Genomic DNA, 18614 nt, shown 5'->3' with positions numbered 1-18614 from the left:
TCCTTAGTGAATGGTCAGAATCGTGGTTGTGTAGGACGAGCTTGTGATGTCGCGCGGATATACGCCTAAGCCGCCGTTAGAGTCGATATCAATCCCGGCTTTTAAGAGGAATGCCGACCACAGCAGTTTTGAGCAGTTTTTGGCGCCTTCATGGCCCGTATTTCTGTTATTGACGAAGTTGAAGGAGTACTCATCACCCACTCTTGATACAGCCCAGTCAGCGGCGGCTTGTTTTTGGGCATCGGTAACTTTCACGGTCTGAACGATTGAATTGTCTTCGACTTCTCTGCCGTTATAAGCAATCTGGCGGACGCCGTCTCCCGGCACGGATTCAACAATTTTATCAGCGGATGAATACATGCCGACATGCCCGTGGTTGTAATAAGCGGTGTATGAGTTCGTGTAATAAATATTGCCTTTTGTGCTTTTCGGAAGTTTTTTGGTTCCTGACGATCCGCCCATCGCAGAGAGCCCTTCTTTGGAAGCGATTACATTTCCCTGCACCTTGTCTGCCGTGATTTCTTGATGAAACTGCTTGAGAATTGCTTCTGTTGAAACGTGCTTCTGTTTGGCAAGCTCTTTTGCGGATTGGAGAACGTCTTGAGGGGTCGTGCCCTGCTGAAGGTCTGCGATTTCTTTTGCGTAGCGGGCTGTTTCTGTTTCTTTCGCTTTTACATTCAAACCGGAGAACGACAGAACCATGGTGAATGACAGGGCAAACGGGAGGACGGCTTTGAACAGCTTTTTACACATATTACTTCGCCTCTTTTCTTTGAGTATAATTTTTCCACATTTGTATTATATGACGGAATTGCGATAAAAAAATAGATAATTTACAGATTTTTAAAAATTTTATAACAATATGTAAATCATATGCATAAACCATTTTCAAATATCAGGAAATCCGGTTATCATACAAGAAAGGGGGAGGACATATGAAGGACAGAACGATCGGTTCGATGCGGGTTTCCGCAATGGGGTTAGGGTGCATGGGCATGTCGGAATACTACGGCAGCCAGAGTGAGGTTGAGTCGATTTCCACCCTGCATCATGCCGTTCATCTCGGCGTGAATTTGTTTGATACGGCTGATCAATATGGATTGGGTGCAAATGAAGAGCTTGTCGGCAGAGCACTCGCCCCATTCAGAAAGGAGCTGTGCCTCGCGACGAAATTCGGTTATGTCCGAAGCGAAAAGGGTGAGTTTATCGAAATTAACGGACGGCCCGATTATGTGAAAAAAGCGTGTGACGCCAGTCTGAAACGCCTTGGGACGGATTATATCGACCTTTATTATCTGCACCGGGTTGATCCGCGGGTGCCGATTGAAGAAACCGTCGGCGCCATGAAGGAGCTGATAGACGAAGGAAAGGTGAGATATATCGGATTGTCAGAGGCTTCCGCAGAAACGATCAGGCGCGCCGTCCGCATTCACCCGATTGCCGCGCTTCAATCGGAATATTCTTTATGGAGCAGGGAAGCAGAGGAGCATGTGCTGCCCGCCTGCCGTGAGCTCGGCATCTCTTTTGTGCCTTACAGTCCGCTCGGCAGAGGTTTTCTTTCCGGAAAGATGACGTCGGCCGATCAGCTGGATGCCGATGATTACAGAAGAAGAACGCCGAGATTCCAGGGAGACAATTTGGCGGTGAATATAGGGCTCGTCCAAAAACTTACCGCCATTGCCCGGGAAATGAATATCACTGCTCCTCAGCTTGCGCTCGCATGGGTTCTCGCAAACGGCGATGATCTCATTCCGATCCCGGGTACAAAAAAGAAACACTACTTGGAAGAGAACCTCGCCGCTCTCGACATTGTGCTTCCCGAGGATGTGAAGGCGCGGTTGGATGAGATGTTTCCGATCGGCACCGCGGCCGGCGAGCGTTATCCGGAACACATGATGACATTGTTAGATGAATAACAAAAGAGGCCCATCGTGCGGGCCTCTTTTCATGACAGCTTTTTGCTCATGATGACATCCGTCTCCAGAAATCCGGTCTTCTCATACAGCTTCCGCGCCGTTTCGTTATGAGCGAACACATGGAGAGAAATCTTGCGGACACCCAGGTCTTTGGCTTTGTCCTCCAGCCTTGCGAGCGCCTCTTTTGCATAGCCTTTGCCGCGGAAAGGCGGATGAAGGCCGAAATCATAAATAAATGCGTCCTGCTGCGGGTGGTCCGGATCGGCGTGCAGCCACAGCCAGCCGGCATTTTCCTTTCCGTCCAATGTCAGCGTCCATAAATAGTGATCGGCCGTCTCCAAGCCGTCAGGAAGCAGGTCTTCAAACGCCAGCTCCGCTAACTCCGGCGCTTCGTCAGGCAGCCACGTTCCCGCTTTTACCTTTTCTTCAGCGTAATGCTTGGCTGAATGAGCGAGATAGGACTGAAATTCTTGTCCTGTCATCGGCTGCAGCGTGATAGCCATTGAATCACTCCTTACAAAACACAGACTGAAAGCGGTATCATGAAGTATTATCCGAAGGCTCCGTTTTCCGCCGGTTTTATGATTTGTTCGGCTTGTGCCGTTGAACCAGTTTGCGCAAATAATCCAATCGAAATGAGACTTGCCAAGGCTGCTGAGAGTACAATGAATTTACATGTTTTCATTACGAATCCCCTCCGTTAATCTCAAAATTTGGTCATTGGCATCAATTGATTCTTGAAAATACTTCGCCGCCAGTTTGTAATTCTCCTGTTTTTTAAAATGCGCCGCGGCCTGATACGACAAGTCGGAAACGTCACTCCACAGCTCTTTCCTTCTTAACTCGGCGAAAGCTGATTCAAGCGCTTCTTCATTGCGGTCAATAAAGACATGCTGTAAGATGCGCAGCTTTTGGGTGTATACGGGTTCGTTTTTTTCTTCAGCGGCATTCAGCGCTTTATGCAGCCAAAACCGGCCCTCATCCGTCTTTTCCTGCTTCAACAATACTCTGGCCAGCATGTACAGACTCCGCACCGAATACGCTGATCGCAAATGCTCCTTTTGATCGAGAGCCGTTTCAAACTCGACCCGCGCCTCCTCAAGCTTTTCCTGTCTTTCATAACAAATGCCTGCGTTAAAGTGGGCGAGCGCCTCAATATGCGGATCACCCGCTTTGGCGGCTTGATGAACCGCCGTCTGCAGGAGCTCTTCGGCTTTCTGATAGTGAAACAAGTCCATTCTGTTACAGCCGATCACCATTAAACACTGTGCTTCTCTGACCGCGTACATTTCATTGGCTTTGTAGATCTCCAACGCTTTTTCCGCGTGGTTCATCGCAAAGTAGTTTTGGCGGATTTCATAGTAGGCAATCGCCACTTGATAATTAAACTCGGCTCTTTCAATCTCATTCGGTATGTGCCGGAGCCTGCTTTCAGCAATCCGGTAAAAATTAATGGCGTTCATAAACCGTTTACGGTAAAACTCGTGCATTCCGGAAAAGAAATAATAATAGTATTGAATCATCTGGTCTGTTTTTTCTTTATCGGCGTTCAGCTGGATCGTTTTTAAAATGCCGTCTGTTTTCTCATACTCTTCCATCAAAAGCTTATAGCGGGAATCAATTAAATTAAAATAAAGGAGCACCGTTTGATTTTGTGTCATATTTTGCAGATCCGTAAGCAGTTGTTCTCTTAACGCCTCAGCCGATTCAGTGTTGTGCTTTTTGATTTCCTCATACCAGTCACTGATTTTTTTCGCAACTGTTTCGTGGGCCATCACCTCAGCCATCTGTCAGGACACCTCCCTTTCCCATTTTGTGTAATAAATATATCATATTTACAGGTTCAAAAAGAGGGTGGCAGCCCGCTAGTTTCCTCGTGGCAACAAAAAACCTCCGCAGGTGCGGAGGCGCATATTTTATAACAGTTTTTTTCCCAACAAAGATTCTACCAGCTCGACCGCTGTTTTGCCGGTTTTGTTTTTGTGATCGAGGATCGGGTTGACTTCGACAAATTCAGCTGAAGTGATGATGTCGGCATCATACAGCATTTCCATTGCCAAGTGGCTTTCACGGTAGCTGATGCCGCCGACGACAGGTGTGCCTACGCCGGGTGCGTCGCTCGGATCAAGGCCGTCGAGGTCAAGGCTGAGGTGAACGCCGTCACAGTCTGACAAGTAGTCAATGGTTTCTTCAATGACCTTTGTCATGCCGAGGCGGTCAATCTCATGCATCGTATAGACCTTCATGCCTGTTTCCTTAATGTATTCACGCTCGCCTTCATCAAGCGATCTCGCGCCGATGATGACGACGTTCTCCGGCTTGATTTTCGGGGCATACCCGCCCAGGTTCACCAGCGTGTCGTGCCCGACGCCGAGGCTGACGGCCAGCGGCATTCCGTGAATATTGCCTGACGGCGATGTTTCCAGGGTGTTTAAGTCGCCGTGCGCGTCGTACCAGATGACGCCGAGCTGTTTATAGTGCTTTGCCGTTCCTGTCAGCGTTCCGATCGCGATGCTGTGATCGCCGCCCAAGACGAGAGGGAACCGCTCATTCTCAATGACGCTGTCCACCTTTTGGGCGAGCTGCTCGTTCCCCGAGAGCACAGAGTTCAGATTTTTCAGCTCTTCATCATTTTTGAGTTTTTCACGATTGACGGGGATGTCGCCTAAGTCTTCCACCGCATACCCCATGTCAGATAACCGTTCAATGAGATGCGCGTAGCGGATGGCGCTCGGGCCCATGTCCACTCCGCGTCGTGCTTGTCCTAAATCCATCGGCATTCCAATAACTGAGATATTCTTGTTCATCCGTTTTTCCACCTCAACATGTTGTATGTTGTCCTGTGCGGGTTTCTCAAAGATGACTTGGACACGAAAAGATTTAAAGCTCTATCTGTTTTTCTGACTGCTTATGCTTTTTTACATACAGATGATAGACGATAACGCACACCGCCATGAACGGGATGCCGCAATAAAGGGCGAGCCGCTGTTCTGAATCAAATGCGAGGCTGATCAGAACAACCGTGTTTAACGTCAGCCCGATAATAGGCAGCACCGGGTACAGCGGTGTTTTAAACTTCAGGTCTTCCACTTTGCCGCCTTCGCGGATGTATTTCCGTCTGAACATCAGCTGTGACAGGGAAATCGTAATCCAGCCGACCTGCGCGCTTAGTCCGGCTAATGATAAGAGAAACATATAAACGGTTTCCGGCGCTGCCACTTTAGACAGCAGTGACAGGCAGGCGACGGCCAGCGTCACGATCAGAGCGTTCATCGGCACGCCGCGTTTATTTATTTTGCCGAGCGATTTAAAGGCTTGTCCTTCGTTCGCCATAGCATATAAGATACGCGTCGATGCAAACAGGCCTGAGTTGGCCACTGAGAGCAGCGCAATTAAGATAACAAAGTTCATAATATCGGCGGCATATGGAATACCGATTTGTTCAAACACCACGACAAACGGGCTTTCGACCACTCCCGCCTGCCTCCACGGAATCATCCCGGCAATGACGATGATGGAGAGAACGAAAAAGACAAGCGTTCTCCATACCGTCTGCCGGATAGAGCGCGGAATCGTTTTCTCAGGATTTTCACTTTCTCCCGCGGCAACCCCGATCAGCTCCGTTCCCTGGAACGCGAAGTTTACGGTAATCATCGTAATAAGCATAGCCTTAATGCCGTTCGGAAACAATCCATCCTCATAAAAATGAGAGAAGAAAGGAGCCTGCTCGCCGTGTTTCATGTCAATCAGGCCGAACATGGCGGCGCCGCCCAAAATAATAAACAGCAGAATGACTAAAATTTTAATACCGGAAAACCAAAATTCCGACTCAGCGAACGCTTTTGTGGTAATGGCGTTCAACAGAAACATCAGGCCGACAAACACGAGGCACCACACCCATACGGGAACATGCGGAAACCAGCGGAGCATCAATTGTCCCGCAGATAAAAACTCAATGGCGCATGTCACCGCCCAGCCGAGCCAGTACAGCCAGCCGAATGCGAAACCGAAAGCGGGGCTGATGAATTTGGTTGCGTACGTCTGAAACGACCCTGATACGGGAAGGGCAACCGCAAGCTCGCCTAAGCAGAGCATTGTCAAAAACATTATAAAACCGCCGACCAGATAAGACAGAACCGCGCCCAGCGGTCCCGCCTGGTTAATTGTAAATCCGGTACTCAGGAAAAACCCGGTGCCGATCACTCCGCCCAAAGAAATCATAAACAAATGGCGTGATTTCATTGTGCGCTGAAGCTGATTCTCTTTTTGATTTGTATTCACTATTCTGCACCCCTTCAGCAACTTGTATTGGAACCAAGCCGGTGCTTTGAAACCGATTTGCTGTCCAAAGAGCCTCTATTTGTATATGAATGTTATATGAAATTCATTTTCGTACATAAAGATACATTATACTAAAATACTGTCGCCGCGCAAATAGAGTGTGCTGAATTTTTTATTTGTAAATTCCATACAAGCCGAGGGAAAGCATTGCCGCATCAAAGTTTTACGCGTTTTGAAGCACGTTTGTGATCTTTTGGATCGCCCAGTCCAAGTCTTCCTTGGAAATCATTAACGGCGGTGCAAAACGGATCACGGTATCATGTGTTTCTTTGCATAAAAGCCCTTCGCCTTTCAGCTTTTCACAGTACGGGCGGGCCGCTTCTGTCAGTTCAACGCCGATAAACAGGCCGCGTCCGCGCACGTCTTTTATGATCGGGTTATCGATTTTCTCAAGCTCTTCTTTAAAATAACGGCCAAGCTGAAGGGAACGCTCTGCCAGCCCTTCTTCCTCAAGGACTTCAAGAGATGCGAGCGATACCGCGCAAGCGAGCGGGTTTCCGCCGAATGTCGAGCCGTGGGAACCCGGGTTAAACACGCCGAGAATGTCACGGTTCGCCGCGATGCACGAAATCGGGAAGACGCCCCCGCCGAGCGCTTTGCCTAAGATGAACATATCCGGTACGATATTTTCCCAGTCAACCGCGAATGTTTTCCCTGTGCGGCCGAGTCCCGTCTGAATTTCATCAGCGATCAGAAGCACATTTTCTTCCTTACAAATGGCGGCCGCTTCTTGTAAAAATCCTTCCGGCGGAATGACGATGCCCGCTTCTCCCTGAATCGGTTCGAATAAGAAAGCGGCTGTGTTCGGCGTGATCGCCCTGCGCAGCGCTTCTGCGTCTCCGTATGGAATTAATTTTATACCCGGAAGCATAGGTCCGAAACCGCGTTTATACTCATCTTCTGAAGAAAGGGATACCGCAAGCATCGTTCTGCCGTGGAAGTTGCCGATACACGCAATGATTTCCGCCTGATTATCCGCTACTCCTTTGACCTCATATGCCCAGCGTCTCGCCGCTTTGACAGCGGATTCAACGGCTTCCGCCCCCGTATTCATCGGCAGAATCATATCTTTTCCGGTCAGCTTGGCTGTTTTCTCATAAAACGGACCGAGCTGATCATTATGGAACGCGCGTGACGTCAGAGTGATTTTATCCGCCTGATCCTTCAGCGCCTGAATGATCTTCGGATGTCTGTGCCCCTGGTTCACCGCAGAATAAGCACTCAGCATATCCATATATTGATTGCCTTCAGGGTCTTTTACCCAAACACCCTGCGCTTCAGAAATAACAATCGGCAGAGGATGATAGTTGTTCGCGCCGTAATGTGAAGTTTGGCTGATAATTTCTTGAGATTTTGTGAAAGCTGACATAATCTGATTCCCCCTTGTTTTGTAATCATTCAACATTAGATCTTGCTTTCCCTTTTTATAAAGCAAGTTCCGTGCCAATCCGAAAAAACGGGATGTTTCGCCAACATTCTTTCTTTTCCCGCAAAATTTTCCGGCAGTTTGTGTGCAAACTTCAGCCAAGCGCAAAATTTTTTTGCGTTTCCCGCTGACAAAATAGGAGCAATCCAATTAGATTGCTCCTACTCAACAGTTATTTATTCAATTGTCTCTGATATACAATGTAAGAATATAGTAAAGATAATATGATACAGCCGATTGCAGCCATGAAAATGACTGACACTCTATACACCGGCGGCAAAAAAGCTGCAAGCATCATGAGCATGCCCGCTAAGACAAAAAGTTTCGAACTAACCCTGTGTGTATCCTTCCAAACGCTTTCACTGCTCAGCGTCCAAGGTGTTCTTATCCCTAAAAAGAAATTAGGCTTAACGATCTGAATGAAGTTTCCAAACACCATGAAAATGACTCCCACTATAAAGTTTCCTAAATAAGATATAGGGAGATCATATCCCAGACCGGTCAAGATGGTAATCAGATTAATGACAAACAGAACCGCAAACATTGTATTAAATATAGCCATATATGGCCGGATAAATGTTTTGTAGTTATTTTTAGGATCAATCTTAGGGATGATAACCATTAAAATATATAGAATAATCATGATGCCAATAAGCATCATCATCGCATTAGCTTTCGTTTGGTAATCATTTGCACTTCCGTTTAATCCCCAGTGTGTCGCCAAATTGTCCGGTAAAGATGAATATGTGCAAACCCATGTGAAAACAGTTAAAACTATGATTCCTGCCGAAAAGAGATATTTTTTCATGATTCCCCGCCTTTCTTATTATCATGTTCTGAATCAGTCAGAGAAAAGAACCAGCCTATAAGATCCTGTAATACAGTGGTATTTAATGAATACATAATAAATTGGCCTTTCCTCTCATCGTGAACCAAATCAGTATTTTTCAATATGGTAAGGTGATGAGAAATACTGGGTTTTGACATGTCGAAGTGTTCCGCAATTTCACCAGCCGTCATGTCTTGTTTCTTTAATAAATCCAAAATTCTTCTCCTTGTAGGATCGGCCAGTGCTTTAAAAGCTTTATTCAAAAACTTTCCCCCTCTCATACATACATAATTTAGATATTTAAGTATATATCTAAATATCAACCATTTCCCTAAAAAAGTCAATGGTTTTATTACCTTAATTTCCATTTATTTTTAAACATCGTCCAAGCGCAAAATTTTTTTGCGTTTCCCGTTCGATTTATTTTAAAATAATGAATGTTAAGACGATTGAGAGGGGGAATTGACCTGCACACAACCAGCGAATTTTACACACTCGTGTTACAAAGCATTCTGGAAGAGATTGATGTCGGGCTGCATGTGGTGGACGAAAAGGGCAGCACCGTCATTTACAATAAGAAAATGATGCAGATTGAAGATATGGATGAACGGGACGTCCTGCATAAAAACCTGACTGATGTATTTATGTTTTCCAATCAGCAGGACAGCACGCTCGTTCAGGCCCTTCAAGAAGGCAAAACGATTAAAAACGTGAAGCAAAGCTATTTCAATAACAAAGGCCAGGAAATCACGACGATCAACCACACCTTCCCGATTGTGCAAAACGGCGAGATCAAGGGAGCCGTGGAAATCGCCAAGGACGTCACCAAGCTCGAACGGCTGATCAGGGAGAACATGCACAGGAAAGAACAGAACAGCTACACGTTTGACAGTATTCTCGGCAACAGCCCGGTCATTCGGGAAGTCATCGAAAACGCGAAACGGGCAACCCGCACATCATCATCGGTGCTTTTGGCCGGCGAGACGGGAACGGGCAAGGAACTGTTCGCCCAAAGCATTCACAACGGCAGCCAGCGCTCAGGCGCCCCGTTCATCTCACAAAACTGCGCCGCCCTGCCGGATAGCCTGGTCGAAAGTATTTTATTCGGCACGAAAAAAGGCGCTTTTACCGGAGCCATCGACCAGCCCGGCTTATTTGAGCAGGCGCAGGGAGGAACCCTGCTCCTTGATGAGATCAACTCGCTCAATCTCAGCCTGCAGGCAAAACTGCTCCGCGCCCTTCAGGAAAAGAAAATCAGGCGCATCGGATCAGCGCAGGACAAACCGATTGACGTCCGCATCATCGCCACGATGAATGAAGACCCGATCACCGCCATTTCGGAAGAGCGGCTGCGCAAAGATTTATACTACCGTTTAAGCGTTGTCACGCTGATCATTCCCCCGCTCCGGGAGCGCAAGGAGGATATTCTGCCTCTGGCCGAAGTCTTTATCCAGAAAAACAATCACCTGTTTCAAATGCATGTCGATTCGATCAGTGACGATGTGCAGCGATTCTTCCTGGAATATGACTGGCCGGGCAACATTCGCGAGCTTGAACATATGATTGAAGGCGCCATGAACTTTATGACGGATGAAACGACGATTACGGCGGCCCACCTGCCTTACCAATACCGGATGAAAATCAAACCGGCTGACACGGAAACCAAAGCCGCCGCAAGCACCCAGCCCGGCACCGATTTAAAAGACAAAATGGAAAACTTCGAAAAATACATGATCGAAAAGATCCTGAGAAAACACGGCAATAACATATCCAAAACGGCAAACGAGCTCGGAATCAGCAGACAGAGCCTGCAATACCGCCTGAAAAAATTCGGTCTGGACCGGATGAAATGAATCCATACAAAAAAAGGCTGAGATGCTCCTCAGCCTTTCGTTTATATCTGATTGGCAAGCCGCTCTCCGGTAAACCAAAAGTTCTCACTCACTGCCAATGTATGTTCCGTATTCTCGACTTGATGCCACCAATGGCGCGGCGCGTAAATGATTTCTCCCGCCTTTTGTCTGAAGCGGATCGGAGACGCCTTTTGCACCAGCGGTTTTTGCTCAATGTCTTTTTCATCAAAGACATTGATATTTCCTTCGTACAAATACGGAGAGTCGTCCGGATGATAGAAGATCCATTCCTTCTCCCCGAAAATGACGCCGTTCCACGCGTGCGTGTTGTTAAAATCCTGATGCAGCGGTGTGCCTGTCTGCTTAGAACCGAGAAAGAACCATTTCCAGTCCCGTCCCGTTTCTTCATCCGCTCTCAATGTGTCTTTTGTAAAATACTCGGGTGCGGAATAGACAAGGTCTAAGTCATTTTGGTTCAGCTGCGTAAAATTCCAGTCACAGTACCATTTGTCATCATTCTGATCAATGTACTCGATATAGTTGGAAAGCTTTACTTGTTTAAAGGTTTTGACCCCTTCGATATCTGATTTCCGGATGGTGACCATTCTGTCTCCATAGTGTTCGTCAATGTATTCAAGCGTCCACGGCCTGCATTCCCAGTGATCCATTGCCCCCGTCAAAATAAAAGGTTTCTTATCAGCATACTCGCTTACAAAAAGATCGTACGATAACTCATTGATTGTCAGTCTGTCAATGGTCATATCCATTCCCCTTTTATTCGGCAATCTGCCGTTTTTTTTGTTTGGCGTAACTGTATGGACCTGAAAAGATGGTGACGTTTTGATTCTCAAGCCAGAAAATCTTGTTGAACTTCTCCAGCAGGTTTCTGTCATGAGAAACGCAGATGATGGTGCCTTGAAACTGCATCAGGCTGTTTTCGAGAATTTCCTGAGATTCAATATCCAAGTGGTTGGTCGGCTCATCCAGGATCAGGACATTCAGCTTTTTTTCCATTAAGATGGACAGCTTCAGCCTGATTCTCTCACCGCCCGACAGGACGGAAAGTTTTTTAAAGACTGACGACCCGTAAAATCCGTACTTGGCCAGCATATTCCGGGCCATGCCCTCTTCAGTCAGCAGATTTTCTTTAAAAAATTGCAGAATCGTCTGACTCGAATCTCCGACATGGCTCTTTTGATCAATGTAGCCTATCTTAAGATTTTCTCCCACTTTAATGGTGCCGTCCGACAGTTCTCTTTCCCCGATGATACAGCGGATCAGCGTTGTTTTGCCGACGCCGTTTCTGCCGACGATGCCGATTCTGTCTTTATGCTTTATGCGCAGATTCACATTTTGATATAAAAGGGAAGATCCGTTGGTCACCTTTCCGTTTTCAATGAACACAATATCTTTTGAACCGGCGCCCGCTTCCTGAAATGCGTTTTTTAATTTTTGCTCCGTCCGGACCGGCTTATTGATCAGCTCGATCCTTTTCAGCGCCTTTTCCATATTATTCGCGCGTCTGTGCAGGCCGACAGACGGCGGATTTGAGCGGTTGGCCCAATCTCTCAGCTGGGCGATGGATTCCTTCATCTTCTGTATTTTTCTCTGCTGTTCTTCATATTTCTCAAACTGGGCGATGATGAATTCTTCCCGCTTTTTCAAGTATTCGCTGAATCCGTAAGGCCAAATCTTCACCTCGGTATCGTCAATCTCGAGCACCTTCATCGCCGTTTGGTCGGCAAACGTTTTATCGTGGGTCGTAAACAGAATGGTTTTGTTCGATTTTTTAATAAACCCTTCAAGCCACTCAATCGCATGGACATCCAAATGGTTGGTCGGCTCGTCCAGCAGTATAACGTCGTCGTTGCGGATTAAAATTTCGGCAAGGCCGGCTTTTGTTTTTTCGCCGCCGCTCAGCTTTGAAAACGGCTGATCCTTTAATTCGCTGAGGCTGAGCCCGTTGCATACCTCGTCAATCATCGCATGCATCTGGTAGCCGTTGTTCCGCTCAAATGTTTCCGTGTATTGACTGTATTTTTCCAATAAAGCAGTCAGCTCGTCATCACTCATCGGTTCCGAAAGCTTCAGCTCAATGGCCTTCATTTCATTCTGGATCGCCGCGAGAACTTCAAATGATTTTTCCAGATATTGATACAACGTCAGATCTTCATGGGGATCAGCGATCTGCTTCAGCAAACCGACCTTCGCCCCTTTGTTGATCGCAATCGTTCCTTCATCTGCCTCAAGCTCTCCGGAAAGCACCCTGAACAGCGTGCTTTTGCCGGAACCGTTCGGCCCGGCCACAAGCACTTTTTCGCCTTCATTGATGAAAAAAGAAACTTGTTTGAAAATGGTATCTCCCGCTAAATTTACCGTAAGATTATGAATATTCAGCAACTCACATCATCCCTTTGTCATTCTGGTTCAAAGCTCGACTTTATTCTGGATGGCGACGCTCGCTTTCAGTTTGTAAAAGCTGAGCATCATAAACAGCGACAATAAGATGGATAATACCCCGATTGCGGTCAGCAGCAAAGCTGAATCAAAATAGTCCGTTAAGAATCCGATAAACGGAAAGGCAATGAACATGAAGAGCGAGGTCATCAAACTGATAATGGACAGCAGCGTGGCTCTCGTTCTGGACGGAATCTCATTATTCACCACCTGACTGGATACGGGTTCTATCACATCATAGAGCGCGTTAATGACGACAAAAGCTGCAATCGTCACGTACAGACTGCCCGAAGGTATAAACAGGTAGGCCGCCCCGATGATGCAGAATGTCAGCAGAAGCACGCGCCTCGGCGTGAATTTTTCCGCCGGCTTGGAAGAAAAGATGGAGCACAGCGCCTGCAAGATGGACAGTCCCGCAAAAATAATGGATATATTGCGCACGGACAGCCCTTCCTGACTTAACAAATCTTGTCCGTACATATAAAAAACCGATGTAATCGCAAAGAAAACGGAGAGTGACAGCACCAGATATTTAAAGGCTTTGTTCAGCCTGAAGAAATCTTTGACTTCTTTTAAGATGTCACCGACCGTCTGCGTTTCGTGTTCACTGTTTTCAAATTTGATTTCCGTCAGCTGTGTAATGACCGCCATTGCAATCAGCTGAGTGACAATCCCGGCGATAAACACATACGACCATGATATTTCCTGCAAGTAGCCGCCGATGCCCATGGCGATCGCAAGACCGAGTATGACAAGTCCGTTATAGTTTCCGATGGATTTGCCGTACCACTTTTCTTTCCCTTGTTCTTTCAGTGAATCAAACAAAAAGGCGTGATCCGTTCCTGATATAAACGTCAGCCCGATACCGTATATAATATGGGCGATGAAGAGGGCGATGAAGTTATGGAAGCTCAGGAACATCACCAAATAGACAATGACCATAAAATGGCCGAGCAAGAGCGATTTTTTTCTCCCGATTCTGTCCGAGATGACGCCGCTCGGCACTTCCGCCAGAAACATCGCCAAATTCAGGACCGATTGCAGGATGCCCACTAGAAACAATGAATAATTCATACTTGTTAAATATAAAATCCAAATTCCCCGTTCGAAAAAGAAGTTTCCGAAAAAACCGGAGAAGTAAAGCAAATTTCGATTCCGCAAATGAATACCCCTTTCCAGCTATCTGCATTTAACATCATGAACAGAAAGGAGCCCGTCAGTCTTTACACTAAAACCCTCTATACATGGATCTTGCAGATACAGACTTTTCCCAAAACAAATTGGGCAATAATGAGTTGTATTCTCGAATAACCCAAAAAGTTCCTTCTTTTTTTCAGATCCTATGGCATCAATGATCGTTTTTTTCTTCTCTGGATCGCTGATGTCGCGGATGAAATATTTGATATAGCTCAGCTCATGCATGTAAGCCGGCAGGAACAAATGGAGCTCAATATCAAACCCGCTTTTATCCATATGGTAATAATCATTGAAATGACTGACGCGGGAGACGGACACGTCCGCTCCGGCCCGCCGAAACAAATCAGCCAGCCTTTCAATGATCTCTCCGTTGGGATAATAATCGGCATAAACGATTCGGATCGGTTCTTCTCTTGTCAAAAGGGGCGGATCTTTCTGCGGTGTCCTCCCGCTTTCCCATATACCGATCAGTGAATCAGTCGGTGTGATGATATGCCCCAAATCCCCGGCCAGCTTTTGTTTATCAAAATAATGCTGAATGAAAGTTCTCCGCATGTCGTCCTTTACCTTGAAGGTAAATAACATCGGCAAATGATTTTCTTTAAAATCAGCATACTGCCGATACCTCATGTTTGAATGATGAAACTGGGTGTGGCAGGTCACGTCCGTTTGATTCGCTTCGTACAGCCCGATGCTTTTTTCCAGATCATCATTCAAAATAAATTGGATGGTCTGAACCGTGCGGTGATCCGCGGGCGTCATTTTATATTGCGGATTCCGCTCAAATTCCAGCCCCTTCTCAAACGTGCGCTTGAATCGGTACGGGCCGTTTTCCGGCACATCGCCCCCGGCGGTCCCAGGAATCAGAAAGCTGCTCTGCAAAACGGCTTCTATTTCATCAGACGGCTCGTCCAAGGTGACTTCAAAGCGTTTTTCGCCTGTTACGTTCACCCCGAGCTGATCGGAAGAGACGAGGCCTTTTACATACGGAACGGCCTGTTTTATGTTCAGGAAACTGCCGAGATGGGGGCTTTGATTTTCTTTCGTCAGATGATAGATGATCGTTTGAACCACACCCTCGGCGTCGCCTAAATAGTCCGGGTGAATGTCCACCTGACAGGTGCGGGGATCTTTGCGGATGATCCGGCAGTTATAGCCGTCCTGCAGACTTTCATACATAATGCTGCAAATCATCTTGCTTGTGTAATCCTGCGTATCTAATGGGTTCAAGCGTATCGGGCTTGTGTCGATTTCTATTTTTAGAGGGTCGCCCGGTTTTCTCGCCGTACGATGCATCGTCTTCATAAAGCGCTTTCCTTTTGAGAAAGCTTCGTTTCTGTAATATGAAGGCCGTCAAAGTCCAGGCCGATGCGGGTATTCAGGGATTTCGGGCTTCCGCCTGCAAGGTATGTGATAATGTCATGAGACATAAACGAGGATATAATACCGTTTGTCGCTCCTAAGGAACCTTTGATCGGTTCATCGGGGTAACAGTTCAGAAGTCCGGCCGGCATGTTTTTTTCATAGGTGACGCCGGATTGATAGGATTCAGGCGTGAGCAGAGGCCCCCATTGGCCGCTGAAGCTGCCGACACCCCCGGTCATAAACGCGATATTCCGCTCCTTACAATACCGGTAAACCCATTCAGAAATGTTATGGGGTTTGTCAGCGGCATTTATGACGATATCAATTTCATACGGATCTAACACACGCAGGTCCTGCGGCTGTGTAATTTCCTGATGGTAAAGTGCTGCGTCCGCATGGGGATTGATACCCGCAATATAATCTCTGCATTCTGAGATCTTTAATTTGCCTACAGAAGATTTATTATAGACGAATTGTCTGTTCAGGTTATGTACTGATACGGCATCGAAATCAATGAGAATAAAATGCTGCATGCCCGCCGCCAAAAGGTTTTGAAGAATGATCGTTCCGACGCCCCCCAGACCCACGATCGCTGCCCTGCTGCCGTCTAATCTGTTTTGGATCAGATTGGGGTTTTGGTTGTATTTCTCAAAATGGTACAGCTGCTTTTCAGTGATGCGGCCTTCACGGCCGTTTTGCCATGGCTCTATTAAAGCATCCAATTTCATTAAAGCATCGAAAAACTGGTTTCCCGCTTCCTCTCCCAGAAGATCAGAGAGCTCTTGTTTTTCACAGCCGATGGTCAGCCGTTCAACCGCCTCTTTGATCTCACTCGTATGCGCAAGCTTAATCGCCTTTCGATATTGAATGATAATATGCGCCGTGTAGGTCAGCACCTGCACGCTGTCTTTAAACTTCCAGCGCTTACAGTCCGTTGACATCATGACATACCCCCTGAAAGATAATAACTCCCCAATGAGGGGAGTCACGGCTTTACTAGCAACGATGCACCAAGCTTGCTGTTTCTGTATCAAGATCAAGTTCTTCAATCTTCATCAGTACACACCCCCTTTACCAATAACTAGATATTATCACCAATATTGGAAAAGGACAAGTTATTTTTTGAAAATTTAGAATTTATATATAAACTGTGATTTTTCTTCCTTCTGCCCGGTTTATCCCGGCAGCCGGATGATGAACACGGAGCCTTTTCCCTGCTCACTTTTCACTTCAATTGTTCCGTTATGGCTGTCGATAATGGTTTTTGTAATGGCAAGACCCAGCCCCGCGCCGCCGGATTGACGGGATCGGGAGGTTTCCGCCCTGTAAAACCGGTCAAACAAATGAGGCACATGCTCCGGAGCGATTCCCGTTCCGTTATCCGCAATCATAAGCATGATTCCTCCGTCTTTCTGCAGGGAGACGGTGATGACACCCGTGTCTTCATCCGTATGCTGCACCGCATTGTAAAAGAGGTTGAGAATGGCCTGCTTCATTTTGTCTTTGTCAAAAACGGCTTCTATCTTTTGATCAACAAAGAACTCGAGCTTCCGGTTTCTCGCGAGCAGCTTCAGCTGAGCCTCCATTTCCAAAATGACGTCTCCCAATGCGCCTTTTTTCATTTCAAAGCTCGGCACCCGGTCAATCTGCGCGAGAAACAGAAGATCCTCTATCAGCTTATTCGCCCTGGCGGATTCCGCGTACATGCTTTGAAGCGCTTTTTCTTTCTGCTCCGGCTTCTCCGCCGCTCCGCGCATTAAAATTTCGATACAGCCGTGAATGGAGGTAAGCGGCGTTCTCAGCTCATGTGATGCGTCTGATACAAACTGCCGGATGCGCTCCTTCGCTTCTTTTTCCGCCTGAAAAGAGGTTTCAATCCGTTCCAGCATCTGATTGATGGAGATACCCAATGACTCAATTTCGGCCTGCTTCCTATCGATCGGCAGCCGTTTATCGAGACTGCCGGCATGAATGTCACCCATCATGCGCACAATGCGGGACAGCGGCTTGAGTGTGAGCCGGATCACCGGCAAAAAAACAAACAGGCCGATGACCAAAGCCGCAAAGGAAAGCACCGCGAAAATGCTGATCTGGCGGAAAAGCGAATCATTCAGAGGCTGGGTCAGCGTGCTCATCTGCACAACTCCCGCCGGCCTTCCGTCAACGGAAATCGCCTGAAACACGACGATGATTTCCTCACCCGCCTTATTGTGAGCCACCTGATAGTGAAGCGCCATTGTATCTGTCAGCGCATCCCGGTACACTTTTTTCGGGAAAGAAGGAGCGGCCCCCGCGTGCGGGTCTTCTGATAAAACAGACATCTTGTATGATTGATTGATAAAAGCAACCGTCACCCCGGGGTAAATCAAATTCGGATGAGCCGGTGTTTCGGAACGGGCAAGGGTTTTGATTGACCTCCATACGCTTTGATCCATTGAATTGATATCACTCTGAATGCTGATCGCCTGATTTTCATACATCGCCCGTGTCAAAAACATGTACTGAGTGCCGCCGATGAAACATAACAGCAAAGCCAAAATCGCCAGTGACCTGAACAGGAGCTGGAACCACAGGGTTCTGTACAGCCGTTTCATGCCAGATCCACCATGTACCCGGCGCCCCGAACCGTGCGTATCACCTTGTGTTCTTTGTCCTTCAGCTTTTCGCGCAAAGAACGGATGTACACCTCGACGATATTGTCTTCCCCGAGGACCGTTCCGTAATGAAGCCCCATCGTTAAAGAATCAATGAGTGCAGACTCGCCGTCTGCACTCAGCTTGATGCCTTTCAACTTTTCCATGATGCAGTCTCTCCTTAGATGTATCAGCCTGTGTTTATTTTTTTCGCTTCCCCTTCTATTATTCGCTTTTATCTGAAACAAAACGGAATCTAAGCTGAATTGGTGAAAGGAAACGCTGAAAACGGAGCAATCTGCAAATAAAAATCATTATCTGCCGCTTCAATTCAGCAGCACCAGTTCTAAATTCATGTCTGCCTTTTTCTAAATATACCCATTTTTAACTGAACGTGTTGTGACCCGCGTTCAGTTCTTTTTTTATGGCTTCTGAAAAAAGGCATAAAAAAAGCGCCCTGAAAAAGGACGTTTGATATGACATGTTTCATGTTCTTAAATTCTGCATTCTAAAATAATTCTTCCTTCACATTCACCTTCAATTTCATTCAATACGATGATCACATCAGCCGTTTTCATGTGTGTCACCTCCCTGCTT

Annotated in this window: 18 protein-coding genes; 2 read left to right on the top strand and 16 right to left on the bottom strand. The window is 46.9% G+C overall.

Annotated features, from left to right (window positions below):
- Nucleotides 1–3 precede the first annotated feature (3 nt).
- Nucleotides 4–753, bottom strand: coding sequence for a YiiX/YebB-like N1pC/P60 family cysteine hydrolase (locus BR62_RS0100235; RefSeq protein ID WP_015240940.1), 750 nt, complete (start codon nucleotides 751–753; stop codon nucleotides 4–6).
- 182 nt (nucleotides 754–935) lie between these two features.
- Between BR62_RS0100235 and BR62_RS0100230 the strand changes: the two genes are divergently transcribed.
- Nucleotides 936–1916, top strand: a complete 981-nt coding sequence (locus BR62_RS0100230; protein WP_032869259.1) for an aldo/keto reductase — start codon at nucleotides 936–938, stop codon at nucleotides 1914–1916.
- A gap of 29 nt (nucleotides 1917–1945) precedes the next feature.
- On the opposite strand, the gene BR62_RS0100225 is transcribed toward BR62_RS0100230, so the two are convergent.
- The 8 genes from BR62_RS0100225 to BR62_RS0100195 form a co-directional block, all read right to left on the bottom strand.
- Nucleotides 1946–2419 (bottom strand): GNAT family N-acetyltransferase, encoded by a 474-nt coding sequence (locus tag BR62_RS0100225; protein ID WP_020958095.1) that lies wholly within the window; start codon nucleotides 2417–2419, stop codon nucleotides 1946–1948.
- A gap of 47 nt (nucleotides 2420–2466) precedes the next feature.
- Complete coding sequence (locus BR62_RS19930; protein WP_007407881.1) at nucleotides 2467–2601, bottom strand: hypothetical protein; 135 nt, start codon at nucleotides 2599–2601, stop codon at nucleotides 2467–2469.
- Nucleotides 2588–3703: a response regulator aspartate phosphatase gene (locus BR62_RS0100220; RefSeq protein WP_020958096.1), complete on the bottom strand. Its 1116-nt coding sequence runs from the start codon at nucleotides 3701–3703 to the stop codon at nucleotides 2588–2590. The genes BR62_RS19930 and BR62_RS0100220 overlap by 14 nt, the downstream gene beginning before the upstream one ends.
- 129 nt (nucleotides 3704–3832) lie before the next feature.
- Nucleotides 3833–4723, bottom strand: a complete 891-nt coding sequence (rocF, locus tag BR62_RS0100215; protein ID WP_007407883.1) for an arginase — start codon at nucleotides 4721–4723, stop codon at nucleotides 3833–3835.
- Nucleotides 4724–4796: 73 nt separating this feature from the next.
- A complete protein-coding gene (locus tag BR62_RS0100210; protein ID WP_020958097.1) occupies nucleotides 4797–6197 on the bottom strand; it encodes an amino acid permease in 1401 nt (466 codons plus the stop codon).
- Nucleotides 6198–6420: 223 nt separating this feature from the next.
- On the bottom strand, nucleotides 6421–7626 hold the full coding sequence (locus BR62_RS0100205) for an ornithine--oxo-acid transaminase (protein ID WP_004393130.1): 1206 nt from the start codon (nucleotides 7624–7626) through the stop codon (nucleotides 6421–6423).
- Nucleotides 7627–7855: 229 nt separating this feature from the next.
- A complete protein-coding gene (locus BR62_RS0100200) occupies nucleotides 7856–8491 on the bottom strand; it encodes an SdpI family protein (protein WP_032869257.1) in 636 nt (211 codons plus the stop codon).
- Entirely contained in the window at nucleotides 8488–8775 is a 288-nt protein-coding gene (locus BR62_RS0100195) for an autorepressor SdpR family transcription factor (protein ID WP_015240946.1), read from the bottom strand. Before BR62_RS0100195 ends, BR62_RS0100200 begins: the two co-directional genes overlap by 4 nt.
- A 174-nt stretch (nucleotides 8776–8949) precedes the next feature.
- Between BR62_RS0100195 and BR62_RS0100190 the strand changes: the two genes are divergently transcribed.
- Nucleotides 8950–10365, top strand: coding sequence for a sigma-54 interaction domain-containing protein (locus BR62_RS0100190; protein WP_015418605.1), 1416 nt, complete (start codon nucleotides 8950–8952; stop codon nucleotides 10363–10365).
- A 41-nt stretch (nucleotides 10366–10406) separates the two neighbouring features.
- Here the strand turns inward: BR62_RS0100190 and BR62_RS0100185 are convergent, their stop codons facing one another.
- The 7 genes from BR62_RS0100185 to BR62_RS0100155 all read right to left on the bottom strand — a co-directional run bounded on the left by BR62_RS0100185 (nucleotide 10407) and on the right by BR62_RS0100155 (nucleotide 18184).
- Nucleotides 10407–11126, bottom strand: a complete 720-nt coding sequence (locus BR62_RS0100185; RefSeq protein WP_007407887.1) for a cupin-like domain-containing protein — start codon at nucleotides 11124–11126, stop codon at nucleotides 10407–10409.
- Between the two features lie 13 nt (nucleotides 11127–11139).
- Nucleotides 11140–12765 carry an ABC-F family ATP-binding cassette domain-containing protein gene (locus BR62_RS0100180; protein ID WP_032869255.1) on the bottom strand — a complete coding sequence of 542 codons (1626 nt, stop codon included), beginning with the start codon at nucleotides 12763–12765 and terminating at the stop codon, nucleotides 11140–11142.
- Nucleotides 12766–12792: 27 nt separating this feature from the next.
- Nucleotides 12793–13983: an MFS transporter gene (locus tag BR62_RS0100175; RefSeq protein WP_014306161.1), complete on the bottom strand. Its 1191-nt coding sequence runs from the start codon at nucleotides 13981–13983 to the stop codon at nucleotides 12793–12795.
- An 18-nt stretch (nucleotides 13984–14001) separates the two neighbouring features.
- Complete coding sequence (locus tag BR62_RS0100170; protein ID WP_032869253.1) at nucleotides 14002–15324, bottom strand: periplasmic substrate-binding domain-containing protein; 1323 nt, start codon at nucleotides 15322–15324, stop codon at nucleotides 14002–14004.
- A complete protein-coding gene (locus BR62_RS0100165; protein WP_032869251.1) occupies nucleotides 15321–16328 on the bottom strand; it encodes a ThiF family adenylyltransferase in 1008 nt (335 codons plus the stop codon). Before BR62_RS0100165 ends, BR62_RS0100170 begins: the two co-directional genes overlap by 4 nt.
- A gap of 231 nt (nucleotides 16329–16559) precedes the next feature.
- Nucleotides 16560–17978, bottom strand: a complete 1419-nt coding sequence (locus BR62_RS0100160; RefSeq protein WP_032869249.1) for a sensor histidine kinase — start codon at nucleotides 17976–17978, stop codon at nucleotides 16560–16562.
- Nucleotides 17975–18184, bottom strand: coding sequence for a winged helix-turn-helix domain-containing protein (locus BR62_RS0100155; protein ID WP_015240949.1), 210 nt, complete (start codon nucleotides 18182–18184; stop codon nucleotides 17975–17977). The genes BR62_RS0100160 and BR62_RS0100155 overlap by 4 nt, the downstream gene beginning before the upstream one ends.
- Between the last annotated feature and the right edge of the window lie 430 nt (nucleotides 18185–18614).

The sequence above is a fragment of the Bacillus sp. UNC69MF genome (assembly GCF_000746035.1).
Lineage (GTDB): Bacteria > Bacillota > Bacilli > Bacillales > Bacillaceae > Bacillus > Bacillus velezensis.
The sequence above is the reverse complement of the archived record's forward strand: the minus strand, read 5'-3'. Positions and strand labels throughout refer to the sequence as shown.